Raw genomic sequence first — 17,400 nt, forward strand, 5'->3', positions numbered from 1 at the left:
CCTCCCCGCCCCTGGGTTAGGGGGTTCCTCGTTGGAACCCTCGCCCTTCAGGGCGGGAAGGTTTGAGGGGTCTTCATAAGAACCCTCTCAAATTCGGGTTCTTCGAACCCCTCTGGCCGGGCCTTCGGCCAATTACCCCTACCTCCCGCAAGAGCAGGAAGGCTAGGGGTTATGGTTTTCGCAACCTTCCTCAAAATGTTGAAAGCACCAACAAGGTCTGCATTCATAACAACGCCCTCTCTGTGGCACTCAAACAAACCTCTAACAAAACGAGCATTAGGATGGCGTTGGCCACAGAGAGGGCAGGATTGAGAAGTGAAAGCCTCATTCACAACCAAACCCCGGTTTCAGGGTTTAAATATTCTGTACTTTACTGCTTGAGGACTGTTGAGTTGTTTATTGCATCCCTGCCGCGAACGACGAGGCTTCCAAAAGAAAAACGTAAGGCTTGGAAAAAGAAAAATGTCAGCCCCAACCGCGGAGGTCCATCCTCAAAAGCCTGAACCGGGACACGGAAAGCGGAATCATCGAGAGGGCGGTCAACGTTAGGGAGGCCATAACGGAACCAATGGCAGGGGCAAAGAGGAGTGCGAGGAGGGGAACAGCCACCAAAGCCCCCCTTCTCGTGAACAGGCCGATGAGAAAGACCAGCGAGGCTAAAAAGAGGGCCACTCCAAAGGAGGCCCCCACGAAAGGAACCGAGATGGCAAAAACTGCCGAGACCACAAGGAACCGCAGGAGAAGGTAGTCCCTTCCCACCGGCTTGCTCAGCATCAGGAGCGGGCTCTCGGAGAGCACCTCAAGCGATGCCAGGGGCATGAGGAAGAGCAGGCCGAAGGCCTTGAGAGTTCCCTCAACTGGAAGGAGCATCAGGGGGAGGAGGGCCAAAAACGTCCTTGAGGCCCAGAGATTGGCCAGCTCCTTCCTGAACCACCAGGGGAGGGCGGAAAGGTAGAGGGACGGAGGGGACGGCCTCAAAAGTCCCCCAGGCTCAACACGTAGGAAGATGGCCAGCGCCATCAACGTGAGGACAAGGGAGAAGGCGGCGGTGATGAAGAGCCTGAAAAGGGCGTCCCCGCCGTTATCCGCTTCCAGATCGCGCGCGAAGAGCTCAAGCTGGGCGCCGGGGGAGAAGAAGACGTAGGTCGTGTAGCGCCGCTCAAGGTTCTCGACGAGCGTGTGGTACTCGGCTTTTTTGGCCTCGTAGTCCCCAAGGCTGTGGATGCCGAGTGCTTCCTGAGCGTTCTCCTGGGCCTCCATCTGAACGATTCCCGGGGGGACGAAAGTGAGCAGGAGGAAAAGGATTACCCCGACCGCGAGGGTTTTCCTCGGGTTCCTCAGAACCAGAGCGAGCAGGTATCCGAGCGGGAGGAATGGAAGGGCAAAAAGCGAGTAGAGGGCTGATGACCGGCTGATGATGACGAAGGGGATTACGATGACGATGCCTGTGAGAACGTCCAAAAGCAGGAGCCGGAGAAAGAGACGGGAGCGCTTAAAGGGTTTTGGCAGGAGGAGCCCGAGCACGCTTTCCATGCCCCCGGGAAACACGGCTGAGAACAGGAAACCGACCAGGAAGTATGGAATCACCGGGGACAGCTCCCCAAAGGCCAGCGCCGTTCCAAGCCCCAGGACGGGCAGGAGCGCAAGCTTTCCACGGAAACGAAGTATCTCAAGGCGCAGGAATGGCAACCCCATCACCTCAGGTCTATCCTCTCGAAGACCATCACCGCCAGGAGCAGGTAGAGCGAGATGGAGAGCAGGGAGAGGAGAACATCGATTCCGGCTACGCTTCCAGCAGAAAGCGCCTTCCCCAGAGGAAGAGGGGGAAGGAGGAGCTTTTCGACCAGCCCCGGATTGTCAAGGCGCACGGCGAGCGCCAAAAGCGCGAAAACAGCGCCCAAACTGAGGGGAACCCTGAGCTCATCGCGCAGAAACATCCCCGGAATCAGGCAAAGCGCCGAAACTGACAGCAGGAAGAGGACAGTCAGCAGGGAGGACTGGATGAGCGTTCCCGCATGGGGATAGTAGTGCCAGCCCACTGGGAGCGGGAGAAGCGTGAAGAGAACGGAGAGGAAAGCAACCCCCCCAAAGTGCTGGAGTAGGAGGGAAACCCTGTGCGAGGGCTTTGCCAGAACCACCGGGTTCCTTGGAACGTCCATGGCATGGAAAGCGACCAGGATTCCGCCGAAGATGGCCATGAAGAATGTGTAGTTGCCGATGACCATCTCGGGGGTGAGCACCTTATCCGGGTCGCTGAAGAAAGTCACCGTGTAGAGCACCGACACCAGCAGCACGCCGTAGAGCGTCTTCGCGTGGGTGTATTCTTTGAGTTTGAGCTCGAACAGCCACATCTCAGGACCTCCATTCCTTCCTTTTGACTGCGTGGAGGTATGCGAGAGTGTAGATAGCCAGCGTCAGCGCGGAAGGGCCAACCCCGTAGTATGAAGACGCCAGCGGATTCCAGAGCGCGGGAAACCACCGCCCGGAACCCATCAGGTGAACGGACGTTAGGACAAAGAAGAGGGGAGGGACGAGGGAAGCTTTTATCCCCATCCCCAGTACCGCGAACAGCAGGGCCGCGGGGACCGCGGAGAGAACGAGGAGGACGGCGTTCCCGAAGTTCCTGGAGGGGAGGGCGAAGAGGAGGGGAATGGAAAGGGCAATTGAAAACGCGATTAGAACTGAGATGGCATAGTCCAGTCTTGAAACGGGGTTTTTCAGCTCGATTACCGCGTTTCGGAACGTCACAGCGGCGAGGGGAAACGCCGCGATTAGAATAAACAGCGCAAGGGTCATCGCCGGCGTCGTTGAGGGAGACAACCTGGAGTAGGCGAGCGAGATGGCGGAAAGGACGATGAGGACTTTTCCAAGCCTGCGCAGGTGAACCCTCACCAGCCAGCCGTTCGTTCCCATTGGGAGTTAGAAGGAAAGGAAAATTTAAAAACCTAACCCTCAGCCGAGCCTTCTCCTGACCGCCTCTACCGCCTCCTCTGCCTTCAGCGGGTTCTTGATTCTGCCCTGGGCGAGCTCCTTCCTTCCGCCGCCGCCACCGCCGGCGACCGAGGTTATTATTCTCGCCAGCTCTCCAGCTTTGAAGTCGAGGCCGTCGCCAACGGCAACGACGAAGTGGCCCTCCCTGCTGACGAGGACTATAACCCTCCTCTCCTTCCTGAGCCGGTTGGCAGCTTCGCGGAGGTCGTCCATCGCGCCCTCGACCACGGCACCGATGAACTCGACGTCGCCAACCTTCTCGACCTTGCTCTCAAGCTCGTAGACGAGGAGCTTGGCGAGTTCTTTCCTCAGCTTCTCGACCTCTTTCTTAGCCTCCTTCCACTCGTTGAAGAACCTCCCAGCCGTCTCCGGCACCTTCTCGACCGGAACGCGGAAGGTCTCGGCGGTTCTCTTGAGGAGCCTCTCGGTCTCCTGCATCCAGTCAACCGCGGCCTCTCCGGCGGCGAAGATTATACGCTCAACGCCGTCCTGTATGCGCTCGGTTCTCAGAATCTTGATCGGGCCGACCAAACCGGTGTTCGGCAGGTGCGTTCCACCGCAGGCCTGGACGTCCCAGTCCTCTATCTTGAGGACTCTAATCGTCCTTCCTGGAACGACGCCACCCTGGTACAGCCTGAACCCGTACTTCATCTCGGCCTCGGTTCTCGGAAGCCACTCCCAGGTCACCTTCCTGTTCTCCATGACTGCCCTGTTGGCGAGCCTCTCAATCTCCCTGAGTTCCTCCTCACTTATGCGCTTGTAGTGGCTTATGTCGAGCCTGGCCCAGTCGGTGTGGAGCTGTGAACCGGCCTGCCAGACGTGCTTTCCGAGAACCCTAACGAGCGCTCCCATGAGGACGTGGGTTCCGGTGTGGTGGCGCATGTGCTGGATTCTCCTGTTCCAGTCGATCCTTCCGTGAACCTTCGCGCCGGGCCTGAATAGCTCAGGCCTCTCGACCCTGTGGAGGATGACCTTCCCTATCTTCTGAACGTTCCTGACCTCGACCCTCTCCCCATCAACTTCGAGTTCACCGAGGTCGCACGGCTGGCCTCCGCCCTCCGGGTAGAAGGCGGTCTGGTTGAGCACCACCCAGCCGTCTATGACCTTGAGAACCTCGGCATCGAACTCCCTCATGAACGGGTCTTCGTAGTAGAGCGTCCTCGTGTCCGGGAGTTCCTTGACGAGCTCAAAGTCAACGACGTATTTGGCGGCCTCTTCCTTCGCGGTCTTCTCGGCGTCCTTGGCGACGAGGGTGTAGAAGTTGTCGGGAATGTGAACTTTAATCCCCTCGCCCCTGGCGACTTCCGCGACTATTTCAGGGGTTAAGCCGTGGCTCTCGTAGAACAGGATGAGCTTCTCCAGGGGTATCTCGTCCCCCCCGGACTTTTTAAGCTTGGAAATCTCGCGCCTCACGAGGTCGCTTCCGCGCTTAAGGGTCTCCCGGTAGCGCTTCTCCTCGACGTTGACTATATCGATGATTACATCCTCCATCTCCCCGAACTCCGGGAAAGTCCTGTAAAGCTCCTTGATGTGCATCGCAACTACCTCGCTCAGCGGCATCTCCAGCCCGAGCTCGCGGAGGTGCCTTATGCTCTTCCTTATCAGGAGCCTCGCAAGGTAGCCTGCCTTGACGTTGGACGGAATGACGCCGTCGGCCAGCATGAACGTCAGTGCCTTCGTGTGGTCGGCTATCGCGTAGACCAGCTCGTAGGGTCTCACGGCCTTCTCAAGCTCCTCAACGCTGATTCCAACGCGTCTCGCGACCTCCTGGCGGAGAACCTTGAGGTCGCCCATGTCCTCGATGTCGAACATTCCAGCGAGGCGGGAGTTCTCCATGAGAATTCTCTCGTCTATCTTCTCTATCCCGGCCGCCCTCTTCAGCGGCTCGACGACGTAGCCGAGAACTGCGTCGTAGGCCGTTGGCGTTCCCTGGCTCATCCAGACGAGTCTCTCAAGGCCGTAGCCGGTGTCAACTACCCTCGTCTCCATCGGCACGTAGCGGTCGCCCTTTATCTCGACGACCTGGCTCGGATCGGCGTTCTCCGGGGCCTTCTTGTACTGCATGAAGACGAGGGTTGCAACCTCAAGACCGCGGTAGAGCACCTCGAAGGCCGGGCCCGCGTTTCCTCCGCCTGCCCACGGGTTCTCCTTGAAGGTTATGTCCTCGGCCTTCATTCCGAGGTCTTTCGTGAAAAACTCGAATGCCAGCTCGACCGTCTCGTCCATCCAGTATACCGGCTTGCCGGGGTAGTTGAAGGCGTGGTGGGCCATCATCTCGAAGATGGTGAAGTGTCTGCCGGTTATTCCAACGTTGTCTATGTCGGTGAACCTTATCGAGGGCTGGCTTATCGTGAGCGGATTCGCGGGAGGATCGGCCTCACCGCTGATGACCCAGGGCTGGAAGTCCATTATGCTTGCACCAACGAGGAGAACGTCGTCCCTCCAGCGCGGCAGAACTGGATAGCGCTTCACCCTTCCGTGGCCGTGTCTCTCGAAGAAGCTCAGGAACTTCTCGCGCATCTCCTCAAGGGTGTACTTCTTCGGTATCCCGGGCTTTCCTATGAAGGCGTACTCGTCACAGGGCGGGTCGCCGCAGGTCTCCCTGTCCGGGTCGAGCGTCCAGAAGAACTTCCCGCACTTGGGACACTGCTTTCTGATCCATCCTTCCTCCTTAAACATTCTGGTCGTCATGTCCATGCTCATAATCCTCACCTCTTTAAACTGAAGTAGAAACGGAAGCGGGACTAATTAAAGTTTCCCTTATTCCTTCGAATCCCGTTCAAGGTCGAGCTCAACGTCCTCGAACCTATCCTCATCAATGATTACGAAGGGAATCCTGAGCTTTCGAAGGAACTCAACGAGTCTTTTCTCGCGTTTTTCCATCAACTCAACTTTGTGCCTAAGGCTTGCGTTCTCTATCGCCAGACGGTTGGCCTCGTCCACCTTGAGGTTCAGCTGCATGCGGAGTTCCGTTATTTCGTCCTCCAGCTCCCGTATGGAGCGTTCAAGGCGCTCGATTTCCTCCAGGTACTCGCGGCAGAGGCGCTTTCGTATCATCTCGGTCAGCCCCGCGAAACGTCATCACCAATCAGGGGGCTCCAGACTCATCATCCCCAACCATTAACGCGTTCAAGCTCATAAGCCTTTGCCCGCGAAGGTTTTTCAAAAATGAAACACTTTTCTTTTATTAATCTCAAAGTCAAACTTTAAAAAGGATAAAGCACATAAATGTACTGGCTAGTAATGCCATGTGCAGTATACGCGGTAAAAGACCACCAGTACACATGTGTAGGTTTAGAGGTGTTAAAGATGAGCGCCATCGTGGACTTTATAAACTGGCTCGATGGGGAAGTCTGGGGCATACCCATGATAGTGTTGCTGCTGGGCACCGGTATTCTCCTGACAGCGTTTCTGAAAGTGATACAGTTCAGGCGCTTGGGCTGGTCCATCAAGTTCACCCTCTTCGAGGGCAGGAAAAAGACCGGTGAGGGTGACATCACCCCGTTCCAGGCGTTAATGGCAACTATATCAGGAACCGTCGGTATCGGAAACATAGCCGGTGTTGCAACGGCAATCCATTTCGGTGGCCCCGGAGCCCTGTTCTGGATGTGGATAACGGCACTCGTGGGAATGGCCACGAGGTACTCGGAGGGACTCCTTGGAGTTGCCTTCAGGGACACCCTTCCCGACGGAACGATGATAGGAGGAACCTTCAACTTCCTCGAAAAGGGCTTTGCCATGGAAAACATACCAAAGACGGGTAAATACATAGCGGCGATTTTCACACTGCTCTTTGCCCTCTTCGTCGGCTACGACGCCACCAAGCTGGCCGGCGCCACCCAGGTGGGGGCAATAATAGTCGCGATACTCTTCGGCATCCTCGGCCTCTTCCTGCTCAAAGATGACGCATATCCAACGCTCGGAAAGGTGCTGGCGATACTCTTTGCGCTCTTCGCCTCCATAGCGGCCTTCGGAATAGGCAACATGACGCAGTCGAACTCCGTTGCCGACGCCCTGAAAACGGCCTTCGACATCCCGATGTGGGTTACGGGTCTGGTTCTGGCGGTGCTGACGTTCGTAGTCGTCATAGGCGGTATCAAGAGGATCGGTGAAGTCGCGGAGATGCTCGTGCCGTTCATGGCAATAATATACTTCCTCTTCGCCATAGGCGTCTGGATAAAGTTCGCAGGGAAGCTCCCAAGTGCCATCGCACTCATCATCAACGACGCCTTCACAGGAAAGGCCGTGGCAGGCGGTGCGATCGGCCAGGTCATCCTCTGGGGTGTCAAGAGGGGTCTGTTCTCCAACGAGGCAGGTCTCGGTACCGCAACGCTCGCCCACGCCGCGGCCAAGACCGACCACCCCTCCAGGCAGGCCCACGTCGCGATGCTCGGTCCGTTCATAGACACCCTCATCATCTGTACCCTCACCGGCGTCTCGATAGTCGTCACGGAGGCCTACCTCAACCCCGACCTCAACGGTGCACCGCTCACCCAGGCGGCTTTCGCGGCTGCCTTCGGACACGCGGGCGAGATAATGGTCGCCATAGGCATCGTGCTCTTCGCCTACTCGACGATACTCGCCTGGTCCTTCTACGGCAGGCAGAACGTCATGTACCTCGCCAAGTGGCTCGAACAGGACCCCGAGAAGTTCGCCAAGCTCTATCCGAAGCTGCACCTAATCTACAACCTGCTCTTCGTCGTCTTCATCTACGTGGGTTCGGTGACCAAGCTGGAAACGGTCTGGAACTTCTCGGACATGATGAACGGACTCATGGCGATACCGAACCTGATAGGCCTGCTCGTCCTCTCATGGTACGTCAAGAAGAAGACGGACGAGTTCGTCTCGGCCAACCCGTGACCTCTCGTTTTTTCAACTTTTTACCCCTTCGAGGCGATGAAAATGACTTCTGAGTACCCGAAAATCCTGGTCAAACCCCCGGGACCAAAGGCGAGGGAGCTCATTGAGAGGGAAGAAAAAGTTATCTCGCCGGGCCTTGGGGTCAAGCTCTTCCCCGTGGTTCCGGAAAGGGGCTACGGTGCGCTGATAGAGGACGTTGACGGAAACGTCTTCATAGACTTTTTAGCGGGAGCCGCGGCCGCCTCGACCGGCTACGCGCATCCGAAGCTCGTGAGGGAGGTTCAGGAGCAGGTGGAGAAGATACAGCACTCGATGATTGGATACACCTACAGCAAGCGCGCGATAGAGGTCGCCGAGATACTCGCGGAGAAGGCTCCCGTGGAGGAACCGCTGATGCTCTTCGGCATGAGCGGGAGCGACGCGATGGATTTGACCATGCAGGTGGCGAGATTCGCCACGAGAAGGCCGTGGATGATAGCGTTCATCGGCGCCTACCACGGTCAGACCTACGGCGCCACTTCAATAGCGGCCTTCCAGAGCTCCCAGAAGCGCGGTCTGTCCCCCCTGATTCCCAACGTTGTCTGGGTGCCCTATCCAAACCCGTACAGAAACGTCTGGGGAATAAACGGCTACGACGAGCCGGACGAGCTGATAAACCGCTTCCTCGACTACCTTGAGGGCTACATCTTCGCCCACGTGCTCCCTCCCGACGAGACGGCCGTTCTCATAGCTGAACCCATCCAGGGCGACGGGGGAATAGTCGTTCCGCCGGAGAACTTCTTCATCGAACTCAAGCGGCTCCTCGACGAGCACGGAATACTCCTGGCGATGGACGAGGTGCAGACGGGGATTGGAAGAACCGGGAAGTGGTTCGCCAGCGAATGGTTCGGCGTTGAGCCTGATCTCCTGGCCTTCGGCAAGGGCGTCGCCAGCGGTATGGGGCTGAGTGGGGTTATCGGGAGGGGAGAGCTGATGAAAGGCCTGACGAGCGGCTCCGCGCTCCTAACCCCCGCCGCAAACCCCGTGATTTCAGCAGCAGCATACGCTACGCTGAGGATAATCGAGGAGGAGAACCTCCTCCAAAACGCCCTGCGCGTCGGGGGGTTCATTCAGAAACGCCTGCGGGAGATGCAGGAAGATTACGAGGTAATCGGAGACGTCCGCGGAAAGGGTCTGATGATAGGGGCGGAGATAGTCAAACCCGACGGAAAGCCTGACCCGGAGCTGACCGGGAAGGTGTGCTGGCGCGCCTTCGAGCTCGGCCTCATTCTGCCCAGCTACGGCATGTTTGGAAACGTGATAAGGATAACGCCGCCGCTCGTGATAACCGAAGAGCTCGCCGAGAGGGGCCTTGAAATAATGGAGCGGGCTCTCAAAGATGCTCTGGCCGGGAAGGTCACCCACAGAACCGTTACGTGGCACTGATTCCCCTCCAACTTCCAATATTTTTGAACCGGTCGATGAAGAAGTTTTTAAGAGAAAGCCGCTGAGCTTCATCCCATGCGGTGGAAGGTACTGGTTGCCCTGCTGGCCGCAATCATGGTTGCGGCTTCGGGATGCATCGGGAGTTCGAACGCCCCTCCATCCACGGTCACAGTGACTATGACCACAACCGCCACGGAAACCGTGACCGAAACTCCCTCGCCGACCGTTGACCTGGCGGGGAATCTATCGAGGTGCATGGAGCACCTGACGTATCTCAACCGGACGCTCAGGGAGGCGGAGGAGGGGTTAAGCAACGTCACCAAAAGGTACGAGAGGTGCCTCGTTGACCTCGCCGTTCTGGGGAATTCCACCACTTCACTCAAAAACTGCCGGGCGGAGCTGGAGAGAACGAAGGGTGAGCTGAAGGAAAGGGAGGATGAGATGAGGGAGCTCCGGGCGAACCTGAGCCGCTGCAACGCGCAGCTGGAAACGACGCTGACCGGAGACCTAACTGTGAAACTCCTGACCGACGAGGAGTACTACAAGAACGTCATCGATGCCATAAACGGCGCGGAGAAGAGCATCTACGTCATGATGTTCTCAATGCTCTACGACCCGGACGACGGCTTCGACTGGGCAAACGACCTCATACGGGCACTCGTTGCCGCAAAGAACAGGGGTGTTGAGGTTCACGTACTGCTGGAAGACGGCGTAGAGAGCAACAGAGAAGCGTACGGCTACCTGCGCTCTCACGGCGTCGACGTTTCCTTTGACTCCCCCGGAACGACCCTCCACGCTAAGGTCGTCGTAATCGACGGAAGGCTAGTCTTCATCGGGAGCCACAACTGGAGCGAGAGTGCCCTCTACTGGAACCACGAGGTCAGCCTTATGGTGGCCTCGGGGGAGCTGGCGGAGAGACTCATCGAATACTTCGAGGGCATCCGCTAAGGATTTAAAGTCCCGTTCGAAAATCCGGTGGGTGCAAAAATGCTCGAATCCCTGAGAAAAGCCTACCGGAAGTGGCGCTCCCGATGCCCGTTCGTCCGCCGCGTTGAGGAGTGGAGGATGAAAAAGAAGGCGAGGAAGTTCAGGGTAGAGGTGAAGAGGTACTGACCTCCTCCCCGCCCTAAAGGGCGAGACTTGTGAAAAGAAAAATGTCAGGCTCTCAACAGCTCGGAGAGAACCTCAACGACCTTTTTCTTCTCCACCGCCCTCTGCTCGCCGCTCTCCATGTCCCTTATCGTTACCCTGCCCTCCGCGAGGTCTCTCTTCCCAACGAGGACGACGTACGGAACGCCGAGTTTTCCCGCGTAGTCGAGGGCCTTCCTCAGCTTCCTTCCGGTCAGCTCGTAATCTGCCGTGATTCCGGCCTTCCTTAGGGAGGAGGTTATCTCTATGGCGGCCATTTTGAGTTCCCGCTCCTTTCCAATCGGAATCACGTAAACATCGGGCCTCAGCTTCGGCTCCGGAACCAGGCCCTTCCACTCAAGGATTGGAATCAGCCTCTCAATCCCTATGGCAAAGCCGGTCGCCGGGGTTGGCTTCCCGCCGAAGACCTCAATGAGGTTGTCGTACCTTCCACCGCCGCCTATTGAGCCTATGCCGAGGTCGTTGGGCGCCACCGCCTCGAAGACTACGCTCGTGTAGTAATCGAAGCCCCTCGCTATGCCGAGGTCTATGAGGAGTTTCTCCTTAACACCGTAGGCGTCGAGGAGGTCAACCAGCTCGTAGAGCCTTTTGATTTCCGCCTTCGCTTTTTCGCTCGTGAAGAGCTCCTCAGCCTTTGGAAGAACCTCGTCAGGTTTTCCCCTGATCTCGATAAGCGAGAGAACCTTCTCGATTCCCTTTTCATCGAGTCCAAAATCGCCCAGAGCGGCTATGAAGTCCTCGCGGCTCATCTTGTCCTTCTTGTCTATGAGCCTCATTAAACCTATATCGTCCTCGACGCCGAGCATCTTGGCGAACTCGTCGAGCAGAACGCGGTCGCCTATGTTGACCGTGAAGTCCTCAAGGCCGGTTGAAAGGTAGCTCTCCACGAACAGGGCTATAACCTCGGCATCGGCCTCCACCTTATCGCTTCCGAGGAGCTCCACCCCGGCCTGCCAGAATTCTCTATACCTGCCGCTCTGGGGCTCCTCATAGCGGAACATGTTCGCGATGTAGTACCACTTTATCGGCTTTGCCGCGTTCTGGAAGGAGTTGACGTAGAGCCTTGCAACGCTCGACGTCATGTCCGGACGGAGAGAGATGTTCCTGCCCCCCTTGTCGTCGAAGGCGTAGAGCTGCTCGACGACCTCCTCACCGCTCCTCAGCTGGAAGAGGGCCGTGTACTCGAAGGTGGGTGTGAGAACCTCATGAAAGTTATAGCGCTCGAAAACCCCGCGGATTCTCTCGAAAACCCATCTCCTCCTGGCCATCTCCTCCGGGAGCAGGTCTCGCGTTCCCTTAACCTTCTCAAGTCTGACCTTCATTCTCAACCCTCCTTTCCCTGGGAAAAGCGGAAGAGGTTAAAAGTTTAGCCCAGAGAAATTCGTCGCTCATCCTGTGGAGGTCATGAGGAGGTAGATGCCGATCACTCCCTGCACCATCATCTGCGCTCCAATCGCCATCGTGAACATACCTATTATCCTGATGAATACACCGAGGGTGGTCTTGCTCACGTTCTTGATGACGTACAGCGTGACGAACATCACGAGGGCCGTCAGCAGTATGGCGAGGAATATCGCGGCTGTGGCGTGGTAGAGGCCCTTCTCGGCGGTCAGGGTTATCGCGGTGGTTATGGCAGCTGGTCCCGCTATCAGCGGCGTCGCCACCGGGACCGCGGCCAGCGCGAGTATGTTCTTCTCCCTCTTTAGGGTCAGCATTCCACCGCTCTCAAGGGCTTCGAGACCTATCTTAAAGAGCACGAAGCCGCCGGCAACGCGGAGGGCGTTGATGTCTATGTGGAATACCTCCTGGAGGATTATCTGGCCCGAAACCGCAAACAGGAAGAGCAGGAGGAAGCCTATGAGGTTCGCCCTCACGATGAGCGTTCTGATGTCCTCTATGTGGAAGTCCTCGCGGAGCAGGCTGACCAGGAGTATCTTGTCGCTGGGGTCTATCATGATGAGCATGAACAGCGCCGAACTGAGTATCGAGAGTACCTCGCTCATATTCGCCCCTGCGGTGAGGGTTTTATAAAGGTATGCCCGGAAGTGTGCATCTCATCTGGAGTAGAGCCACTTGAGGAGCGGCGGCGTTACCACGGTCGTGGCGAAGACCATGAGAATGGCCACGGTGAGCGCGTCCGGCCCGATTATTCCGCTGGCCATCGCGACGGCGAGCATGGCGAGCTCCACACCCAGTCTTGGTATCATACCGACGCCTATCCTGAGGGAGGAGTCCCAGCCGAAGCCGGCCATCCTGGCGCCGGCGCCGCATCCTAGGATTTTGCTCGCTATCGCCGCCACCGTGTAGAGAACCGCGAAGAGGCCGGCGTGGAGGATGTAGTCCAGCTCGATTCTCATCCCAACCTCGACGAAGAACAGCGGTATGAAGAGGGAGTAGCCGATGACGTTCATGTGGTCCATTATCCCCTTCTTTTTGGTGCTCTGGCCAAGGGCGAGACCGGTCAGGTAGGCTCCGAGGATCGAGGCGAGGTTCAGGTGCTCGGCGAGGTAGGCGAAGGCAATCAGAAAGACGAGGGCGAAAGCCGTCTCCGCCTCCGGGAGGTCTATGCGGGAGATTGCCCTGAAGGCCCCCTCGGCGAGGCCGGGCCCGAAGTAGAGGAAGAAGAAGAGCAGAACCGAGACGGAGAGGAGAACCTCCGCGAGGCTCGCGTAGTTGACCTCCCCGCCCTTTATCATCGAGATCGCCACTGTCAGGATGAGGATTCCCAGGATGTCATCTACGACCGCCGCGGCGAGAATCGTCGTCCCCTCTCGGGTGTTGAGCCTCCTCAGCTCCATGAGCACCTTCACCGTTATGCTGACGCTCGTCGGCGTCATCATGGCGCCGTAGAGGACGGCCTCGTGAAAGGGGACAAAGAAGTAGGCGACGGAGAAACCGAGGATAAAGGCCATCAGAACCCCAACGCCGGCAACGACCACGCTCTGACGGCCGACCCGCTTGAACTCCTCCAGCTCGCTCTCCAGGCCCGCTATGAAGAGAAGGAGCAGAACACCGAGGTTGGCGAACTGCCCGATAACCGGGTTGGTATCGAAGAATATCCCCATGAGGAGCCCCCCGAATATCTGGCCGAGAACCACGGGCTGACCGATGCGTTCGAATACGTATCCCAGGAGTTTCGCCGTTGCAAGCATAAGGGCCATCAGGAGGAGTATCTCCATATCACTCCCTCGAAAACGCCCATTTGAGGAGGAAGGGCGTTACAAGCGTTGTTATTATTACCATGCTGACCGGTATCGAAAACGTTCCCCTGTCGAAGACGCCCTCCCTCAGCCCGATGTTGGCCATGATGAGCGCGACCTCCATCCTCGGAACCATTCCCATTCCAATCTGCAGGGCCTCCCTGCCCTTGAACCTGGTCAGCAGCCCGCCGATGCCGCAGCCCACTATCTTCCCCGCTATCGCCAGAACCGCGTAGAGCCCTGCAAAAGCTCCGATGTGGGCCAGAACGTGGACGTCGGTCTCGACGCCTATGCTGACGAGGAAAACGGGTATGAAGAGGGAGTAACCGATGGTCAGGGTCTTGCCCGTAACCTCCCTCGCCTCGGCGCTTCCGGCTATTAGGAGGCCCGCCAGGTAGGCGCCGGTTATGCCCGCCAGCTGAAACTGCTCGGCGATGTAGGCGAAGATGAGCATTATGGCTATCGCGAAGGCCGTTATGGTCTCGGGCAGGTTTATCCTCTCCGACGCGCGAAGGGCTTCCTTTATCGCGGGGCTGCCGAGGATGAGGCCGAGGAGGAAGAACAGCGTGACCTCGCCGAGGATTATGAGGACGTCGATCGGATAGACGCTCCCCTTGGTGTTCATGGCGACGAGGACGGTCAGGATTATGATACCGAGGACGTCGTCAACGACAGCGGCGGCGAGAATCGTCGTTCCCACGCGGCTCCTCAGCTTTTTCATCTCCATTAGTATGCTCGTGGTGAGGCCGACGCTCGTGGCGGTGAGGATTCCGCCGAGGAACAGCGCCTGAATGTCGGAATATCCCCAGGCTAAAGCGCCAACGTAGCCGAGAACGAAGGGTATCATGACACCGAGAACTGCCACTATGAACGCCGAGACTCCAACGTTCTTGAATTCCTCAATATCTGTCTCCAGGCCCGCCAGAAAGAGCAGCATGACGACTCCAAGCTCGGCAACGAGCTTCACTCCCTCATCGTAGGCCACGACGTCCAGCAGTGAAGGCCCTATGAGAATCCCGCCGATGAGCTGGCCGAGTGCGGCAGGGAAGCCCAGCCGCAGGGTGAGGTAGCCGAACAGCTTCGCAACTATGAGTATCAGGGCCAGCTCCAGGAAAACGTCCATGATTATCATCCCTGACTAGTTTTACCGGTCAACTGGAGACTATGCGGATGAGACGCATGATGTCCTTAACCTCCAGCACACCGTGAACGTGGCCGTTCTCGTCAATGACGGGGAGGTGGTGCTTTCCAGTCTCAATCATTATCTTTATCGCCCGTCCGAGGTCGTCTTCAACGTGAATGGTTATGGGCTTGCGGACCATTATGTCCCTAATGCGCGAGGCATGGCTTATCGAGTACTTCTTGAGGAGACCTATTCCGACGATCGAGTACCTCCTAGGCGGTTCGAAGAAGTGGAGAAGGTCCTTCATTGTGATAAACCCCATGAGCCGGCCTTCCTCGTCAACGACGACGGCGGAGCTCTCTTCATCCCTGAGGTTCTCCACCAGCTTCGATATCGAGTCCTCGGGGTGAAGGGTGAGGAAGTCCCTGTCCATGACTATCCTAACCGGAACCTTGGAGATGTAGCGGATGTTGTGGCTCATCTCCCCCTTGCGCTTGAGCTGGAGCATTCTACGTTTGCTGTGGATTATCTTTATCTTCTTGGCCTTCGCACTCTTCGATTTTTCGCTCATCATGCTCCCACTAAGGATTCTATTACCCAATTCTGTTTAAAGGTTTCGGGAAAATTATAACCAGATTCATGTTAAATACATGGGCACAAATAAACTGGATTAACCAAAAACTTGCCAAAAAGTTTTTAAAGCATTGGCCATAAACCCCGACAAGGGAAATATGGTTTCTGGAAAAACCTACGACGTCGTCATAATAGGTGCCGGCCCGGCCGGCCTTTTTGCGGCCTACGAGCTGGCGGAAAAGAGCGATTTTAAGGTTTTGATAGTTGACGAGGGTGGAGACATCGAGCAGAGAATCTGTCCGATGTACGATCTGGGCTACTGCATCGGCTGCCAGCCCTGCCACATCATGAGCGGCGTGGGTGGTGCCGGCGGCCTCAGTGACGGCACGATAAACCTCCGTCCGGACATAGGCGGCGACCTGAGCGAGCTTACCGGAGACGAAAACTACGCGTGGCAGCTAGTGTGGGAAGTGGACCAGATATTCCTGAACCACAAAGCACCGAGAAACCTCTTCAAGGGCAACCCAGAGGAAGTCAGGTACTGGGAGCAGAAAGCGGCCCAGGCAGGCGTTAAGTTCATACCCATAATCCAGCGCCACATCGGCTCCGACAGGACGCCCGAAGTCATAGCGGACATAAAAAAGCACCTCGAAAGCCGGGGCGTGGAGTTCCTCCTCTGGACCAAGGCCCTGGAGTTCGGAAAGGGCTGGGTGAGGGTAAAGCGCGGAAAGGACGTTTTCGAGATAAAAACCAGGTACACGATAGTTTCACCCGGCCGCGGCGGGGCTGACTGGTTCCACGAGGTCGCCCAGAGGATAGGTCTCAAGGCCAGGCACGGGCCGATCGACGTTGGGGTACGCGTCGAGGTGCCTGCCATAATCATGGAGCCGATAACGAGCATAAACCACGACCCCAAGTTCCACATATACACGAACACCTACGACGATTTCGTGAGGACATTCTGTACGAACCCCAACGGCTTCGTCGTCGAGGAGCGCTACGACGGCTACGTTGGCGTTAACGGTCACTCCATGCACGAGAAGAAGAGCAACAACACGAACTTTGCATTCCTCACGAGGATAGAGCTGACCGAGCCGGTTGAGGACACCACCGCCTACGGCAGGAGCATAGCCCAGCTGGCAACGACGATAGGCGGCGGAAAGCCCATACTGCAGAGGCTCGGCGACCTGAGGCGCGGAAGGAGGAGCACCTGGCAGAGGATACGGAGGAGCGACGTTGAACCGACGCTGAAGCACGTTACGCCGGGGGACATCGCGATGGCCTTACCCCACCGCGTCGTCACCAACATCCTGGAGGGGCTTGAGAAGCTCGACCGCGTTCTTCCAGGCGTTGCGAGCGACCACACACTGCTCTACGCTCCGGAAATCAAGTACTACGCCATGAAGGTCGAGGTGAACGAGAACCTCGAAACGAGCATTGAGAACATCTTCGCGGCCGGTGACGGGGCTGGACTGAGCAGGGACATCGTAAACGCCGCGGCCACGGGCATCCTGGCGGCTAGGGGGGTACTAAAGAAGGAGGGCATTTTCACGGAGAAGGACTTCAGGAAGCCGGACAACTGGAAAGCCAAGATAGATGCCCTCTAAACATCCATTTTTCCTTCCAAAGCTCCCTCCATGGCAGGTTACATCTTTTTAACCCAGATGGCAAAGATATATTTAGGTGAACATCAAAAACAGAACCTGGGGATAACCATGGGGGACGCCGTGGAAAAACTGCTTTCGAGAAGGGACGGTATAGTCCTCTTGGAGTATCATTCCACTGATCATCCTGAACGGGTCTTCAAAAGAATCCTGGACGGCTGGGGGAGTATGGGCATTTTCCCGCTGATAGTTGACATCGGGGACACGCTCCACGGGTTCGTTCAAAATCTGCGGTTCAGCGGATGGGATATGAAGATGGACTCAGTGCCCGTGATAAAGATACGGGGACTGGTGGACGTTGGCAACGTTCTGGGGAAGATTGACGTTGTGGAAGACTTCGAGTATCATCTGGCACTCTACGCCAGAATCGCGCGAAAGGTCCCGAAGGGAAGTAGAAATCACACGGTGGTACTTG

General features: G+C 57.1%; 16 protein-coding genes and 1 pseudogene. 6 read left to right on the plus strand and 11 right to left on the minus strand.

The window, feature by feature from the left end; genetic code table 11:
• Nucleotides 1-47: 47 nt before the first annotated feature.
• The 6 genes and pseudogenes from E3E51_RS12490 to E3E51_RS12515 all read right to left on the minus strand — a co-directional run.
• A pseudogene (locus E3E51_RS12490) lies at nt 48-338 on the minus strand (zinc ribbon domain-containing protein); the annotation flags it as partial.
• 127 nt (nt 339-465) lie between these two features.
• Entirely contained in the window at nt 466-1,695 is a 1,230-nt protein-coding gene (locus E3E51_RS12495) for a hypothetical protein (protein WP_167913440.1), read from the minus strand.
• Complete coding sequence (locus tag E3E51_RS12500; protein ID WP_167913441.1) at nt 1,695-2,351, minus strand: hypothetical protein; 657 nt, start codon at nt 2,349-2,351, stop codon at nt 1,695-1,697. The genes E3E51_RS12495 and E3E51_RS12500 overlap by 1 nt, the downstream gene beginning before the upstream one ends.
• Before the next feature lies 1 nt (nt 2,352).
• On the minus strand, nt 2,353-2,913 hold the full coding sequence (locus tag E3E51_RS12505) for a hypothetical protein (RefSeq protein ID WP_167913442.1): 561 nt from the start codon (nt 2,911-2,913) through the stop codon (nt 2,353-2,355).
• A 39-nt stretch (nt 2,914-2,952) separates the two neighbouring features.
• Nucleotides 2,953-5,694 (minus strand): alanine--tRNA ligase, encoded by a 2,742-nt coding sequence (alaS, locus tag E3E51_RS12510; RefSeq protein WP_167913443.1) that lies wholly within the window; start codon nt 5,692-5,694, stop codon nt 2,953-2,955.
• Nucleotides 5,695-5,751: 57 nt separating this feature from the next.
• Nucleotides 5,752-6,048 carry a hypothetical protein gene (locus E3E51_RS12515; protein ID WP_167913444.1) on the minus strand — a complete coding sequence of 99 codons (297 nt, stop codon included), beginning with the start codon at nt 6,046-6,048 and terminating at the stop codon, nt 5,752-5,754.
• 252 nt (nt 6,049-6,300) lie between these two features.
• Between E3E51_RS12515 and E3E51_RS12520 the strand changes: the two genes are divergently transcribed.
• The 4 genes from E3E51_RS12520 (at nt 6,301) to E3E51_RS13290 (ending at nt 10,389) form a co-directional block, all read left to right on the plus strand.
• Complete coding sequence (locus E3E51_RS12520) at nt 6,301-7,851, plus strand: sodium:alanine symporter family protein (protein ID WP_167913445.1); 1,551 nt, start codon at nt 6,301-6,303, stop codon at nt 7,849-7,851.
• 42 nt (nt 7,852-7,893) lie between these two features.
• Nucleotides 7,894-9,276, plus strand: coding sequence for an acetyl ornithine aminotransferase family protein (locus tag E3E51_RS12525; RefSeq protein WP_167913457.1), 1,383 nt, complete (start codon nt 7,894-7,896; stop codon nt 9,274-9,276).
• A gap of 75 nt (nt 9,277-9,351) precedes the next feature.
• Nucleotides 9,352-10,224, plus strand: a complete 873-nt coding sequence (locus E3E51_RS12530; protein WP_240924340.1) for a phospholipase D-like domain-containing protein — start codon at nt 9,352-9,354, stop codon at nt 10,222-10,224.
• A 39-nt stretch (nt 10,225-10,263) separates the two neighbouring features.
• On the plus strand, nt 10,264-10,389 hold the full coding sequence (locus E3E51_RS13290) for a hypothetical protein (RefSeq protein ID WP_277346772.1): 126 nt from the start codon (nt 10,264-10,266) through the stop codon (nt 10,387-10,389).
• A 44-nt stretch (nt 10,390-10,433) separates the two neighbouring features.
• Here the strand turns inward: E3E51_RS13290 and hisS are convergent, their stop codons facing one another.
• From hisS to E3E51_RS12555, 5 genes are all read right to left on the minus strand, one after another.
• Nucleotides 10,434-11,747, minus strand: a complete 1,314-nt coding sequence (gene hisS / locus E3E51_RS12535; protein ID WP_167913446.1) for a histidine--tRNA ligase — start codon at nt 11,745-11,747, stop codon at nt 10,434-10,436.
• A 66-nt stretch (nt 11,748-11,813) separates the two neighbouring features.
• Entirely contained in the window at nt 11,814-12,428 is a 615-nt protein-coding gene (locus E3E51_RS12540) for a MarC family protein (protein ID WP_167913447.1), read from the minus strand.
• 51 nt (nt 12,429-12,479) lie between these two features.
• Nucleotides 12,480-13,604: a cation:proton antiporter gene (locus E3E51_RS12545; RefSeq protein WP_167913448.1), complete on the minus strand. Its 1,125-nt coding sequence runs from the start codon at nt 13,602-13,604 to the stop codon at nt 12,480-12,482.
• A 1-nt stretch (nt 13,605) separates the two neighbouring features.
• The gene (locus E3E51_RS12550) at nt 13,606-14,748 is read right to left on the minus strand and encodes a cation:proton antiporter (protein WP_167913449.1); all 1,143 of its coding nucleotides are present in this window, start codon (nt 14,746-14,748) and stop codon (nt 13,606-13,608) included.
• A 28-nt stretch (nt 14,749-14,776) separates the two neighbouring features.
• Nucleotides 14,777-15,322 (minus strand): CBS domain-containing protein, encoded by a 546-nt coding sequence (locus E3E51_RS12555; protein ID WP_167913450.1) that lies wholly within the window; start codon nt 15,320-15,322, stop codon nt 14,777-14,779.
• 157 nt (nt 15,323-15,479) lie between these two features.
• On the opposite strand from E3E51_RS12555, the gene E3E51_RS12560 reads away from it, so the two are divergent.
• Entirely contained in the window at nt 15,480-16,928 is a 1,449-nt protein-coding gene (locus E3E51_RS12560; RefSeq protein ID WP_167913459.1) for an NAD(P)/FAD-dependent oxidoreductase, read from the plus strand.
• A 108-nt stretch (nt 16,929-17,036) separates the two neighbouring features.
• A partial coding sequence (locus tag E3E51_RS12565) for a DUF257 family protein (protein WP_167913451.1) occupies nt 17,037-17,400 on the plus strand: 364 nt, incomplete at its 3' end.

Source organism: Thermococcus sp. 21S7 (assembly GCF_012027615.1).
Lineage (GTDB): Archaea > Methanobacteriota_B > Thermococci > Thermococcales > Thermococcaceae > Thermococcus.

Bases quoted from the DNA above. Each gene is read 5' to 3' on its own strand.
- E3E51_RS12555 (WP_167913450.1), bottom strand. From the start codon at position 15,322: ATGATGAGCGAAAAATCGAAGAGTGCGAAGGCCAAGAAGATAAAGATA.
- E3E51_RS12520 (WP_167913445.1), top strand. From the start codon at position 6,301: ATGAGCGCCATCGTGGACTTTATAAACTGGCTCGATGGGGAAGTCTGG.
- E3E51_RS12500 (WP_167913441.1), bottom strand. From the start codon at position 2,351: ATGTGGCTGTTCGAGCTCAAACTCAAAGAATACACCCACGCGAAGACG.
- E3E51_RS12545 (WP_167913448.1), bottom strand. From the start codon at position 13,604: ATGGAGATACTCCTCCTGATGGCCCTTATGCTTGCAACGGCGAAACTC.
- E3E51_RS12550 (WP_167913449.1), bottom strand. From the start codon at position 14,748: ATGGACGTTTTCCTGGAGCTGGCCCTGATACTCATAGTTGCGAAGCTG.
- E3E51_RS12515 (WP_167913444.1), bottom strand. From the start codon at position 6,048: ATGATACGAAAGCGCCTCTGCCGCGAGTACCTGGAGGAAATCGAGCGC.
- E3E51_RS12505 (WP_167913442.1), bottom strand. From the start codon at position 2,913: ATGGGAACGAACGGCTGGCTGGTGAGGGTTCACCTGCGCAGGCTTGGA.
- alaS (WP_167913443.1), bottom strand. From the start codon at position 5,694: ATGAGCATGGACATGACGACCAGAATGTTTAAGGAGGAAGGATGGATC.
- E3E51_RS12530 (WP_240924340.1), top strand. From the start codon at position 9,352: ATGCGGTGGAAGGTACTGGTTGCCCTGCTGGCCGCAATCATGGTTGCG.
- E3E51_RS12540 (WP_167913447.1), bottom strand. From the start codon at position 12,428: ATGAGCGAGGTACTCTCGATACTCAGTTCGGCGCTGTTCATGCTCATC.
- E3E51_RS12560 (WP_167913459.1), top strand. From the start codon at position 15,480: ATGGTTTCTGGAAAAACCTACGACGTCGTCATAATAGGTGCCGGCCCG.
- hisS (WP_167913446.1), bottom strand. From the start codon at position 11,747: ATGAAGGTCAGACTTGAGAAGGTTAAGGGAACGCGAGACCTGCTCCCG.
- E3E51_RS13290 (WP_277346772.1), top strand. From the start codon at position 10,264: ATGCTCGAATCCCTGAGAAAAGCCTACCGGAAGTGGCGCTCCCGATGC.
- E3E51_RS12495 (WP_167913440.1), bottom strand. From the start codon at position 1,695: ATGGGGTTGCCATTCCTGCGCCTTGAGATACTTCGTTTCCGTGGAAAG.
- E3E51_RS12525 (WP_167913457.1), top strand. From the start codon at position 7,894: ATGACTTCTGAGTACCCGAAAATCCTGGTCAAACCCCCGGGACCAAAG.